A 2,449-nucleotide genomic window follows, 5' to 3' on the forward strand; every position below is an offset into this window, starting at 1 on the left:
GTATGGTTAAAGGATGAACTCATAACTCAGGCTAAAGATATGAACAAAATTCGCCAAAGGATTGGGTTTGTTTTTCAGGATTTTGGTCTTTTTAACCACTTAACTGCCCTTAAAAATGTAATGATAGGCCTTACAAAGGTAAAAAAACTAGATAAAAACGTGGCGAGAGAAAAAGCGCTTGAACAATTAAGGAAAGTCGGACTTGAACGTGAAGCCGATCTCTATCCCGCACAACTTTCTGGAGGCCAAAAGCAAAGAGTGGGTATTGCCAGAGCACTTGCCATGGAACCGGAAATAATTCTCTTTGATGAACCTACATCTGCGCTTGACCCGGAATTGATTGGTGAGGTGCTTTATGTGATGAAGGACCTCGCAGAGAGCGGTATGACCATGCTTGTGGTTACACACGAAATGGGGTTTGCAAGGTCGGTTTCTGACGAGATTATTTTCATGGAAAACGGTTATATCGTGGAGCAGGGGTCGCCCGAAAAATTGTTTAAGAATCCTGAAAACGAAAGAACTCGCCAATTTTTGAACAAACTCTCGGAACTATACGGAGAAGGCGATTGATATGGTAATGCTTGAAAGGATTATAAACATTGTTGAAAAATTCTGGCCTGTTCTCCTTAAGGGGCTTGGCGTAACAATGGAGATGACTCTGATTTCGGTATTAGGAGGTTTTATTTTAGGCATCGCATTAGCTCTTTCAAGGATATATGGAAACAAATTCCTGAGGATAATTTCAACCGGATTCATAGAGATTATAAGAGGAACACCTCTGCTGGTTCAACTCTTTATCTTGTATTTTGGACTCCCGCCCTATGGTTTTAAGCCTTCACCCTTTACTGCGGCTATAATAGGCTTTATAATCAACAGTGGTGCTTATCAGGCTGAGTACTTAAGAGGATCTATTCTCTCTATTAGCAGAAACCAAATGATTGCTGCGAGATCGCTTGGAATGACAAGAAAACAAGCCATCATTCATGTAATCATGCCTCAGGCGCTGAGGCGCGTCATACCTGCCTGGACTAATGAGTTCATATATCTCTTGAAGTATACATCTCTGGCTTATATAGTTGGAGCTCCTGAACTAATGGCTCAGGCAAAATTCATAGCGAGCAGGAATTTCCAGTTTTTTGAGGTTTATTTAGTTGTCGCTGTAATTTATCTTATTGTGATACTATTCTTTACATGGCTTTTCGGTCGCTTGGAAAAGAAAGTCAAGATTCCCGGACTTGAATGGGTCAGATAATACAGTAATTGGAGGTGTCAAAGTTGGTACTCAACGGGAATTCTCTTACCGTGGAAAATGTTTACAATGTTGCTTTCAAAAGAGAAAGGGTTGAAATAGCTCCGGAGACAGTTGCTCATTTGAATAAAAGCCGTAAAGCGCTTGAAAATCATCAGCTAGAGAAGACCATTTATGGTGTAAACACAGGATTTGGCATACTTGCAAACAAGAAGGTAAGCCCAGAAAAGATAGAGGAATTACAGGTTAACATTGTTCGGTCTCACGCCGCAGGTGTTGGCACTCCATTAGCCCCGGAACTCGTAAGAGCTGTTATGCTTATCAGAGCCAATTCTCTTTGCAAAGGTTACTCAGGCATTCGACCGGTGGTTGTCGAAAGAATCGTTGATTTTCTCAATCACGATATTATACCCGTTGTTCCAGAGCAGGGATCGGTGGGAGCCAGTGGTGATCTTGCACCTTTGGCACACATAGCGCTCGCACTTATCGGGGAAGGCGAAGTGTTCTTTGATGGTAGGAAACAGCCAACTTCCAATGTATTACAGCAACTGGGCATCAAACCTTTGACACTCGCTTCAAAGGAAGGCTTGAGTTTGCTAAATGGTACAGCGTTTATGGCTGGAATCGCGAGCTGTTCTGTTCACATAGTGGAAAAACTGTTTTATGAGTCAATTACAGTAGCAGCAATGTCGGTTGACGCTCTCAAAGGGAGTACTTCTCCTTTTGACCTCAGAGTGCACGAAGCTCGACCACATCCTGGACAAAGCTTTGTCGCCAAAACGCTTTTAAAAAACCTGGAAGGTAGTGAAATAAGACGTTCCCACTTAGACTGTGATAGAGTTCAGGATCCTTACACTTTAAGGACTATTCCACAAGTATATGGAGCGGTTTATGATACCATACTGTATGTAAAAAAGGTACTAGAAATTGAAATAAACTCCGCAACAGATAATCCATTGATTTTTGAAAACGGTGATGCAATTTCAGGCGGAAATTTCCATGGTGAACCAATAGCACTGGTTATGGATTTCCTGTCCATTGCGCTCACGGATATGGCAAACATGATGGAGCGCAGAATAGACAGGCTTGTTAACCCGAAATTGAACGATCTTCCAGATTTCTTAACCAGTGGTGAGGAGGGTCTGAATTCGGGTTATATGTTATGGCAATACACTGCTGCTGCTCTCGCTTCAGAAAACA

3 protein-coding genes are annotated in these 2,449 nt (G+C 42.1%); all 3 read left to right on the forward strand.

All coding sequences use genetic code 11. The features are described 5' to 3' along the window. Nucleotides 1-570 (forward strand): amino acid ABC transporter ATP-binding protein (locus tag AC3LHT_RS08130; RefSeq protein WP_488662540.1); only part of this gene is annotated, 570 nt, incomplete at its 5' end. A 1-nt stretch (nucleotide 571) separates the two neighbouring features. Continuing rightward, entirely contained in the window at nucleotides 572-1,252 is a 681-nt protein-coding gene (locus AC3LHT_RS08135) for an amino acid ABC transporter permease (protein ID WP_290645790.1), read from the forward strand. Nucleotides 1,253-1,275: 23 nt separating this feature from the next. Then, nucleotides 1,276-2,449, forward strand: a 1,174-nt coding sequence (locus AC3LHT_RS08140) for an HAL/PAL/TAL family ammonia-lyase (RefSeq protein ID WP_488662541.1), incomplete at its 3' end; no start/stop codon positions are given.

Source organism: Kosmotoga sp. (assembly GCF_982836095.1).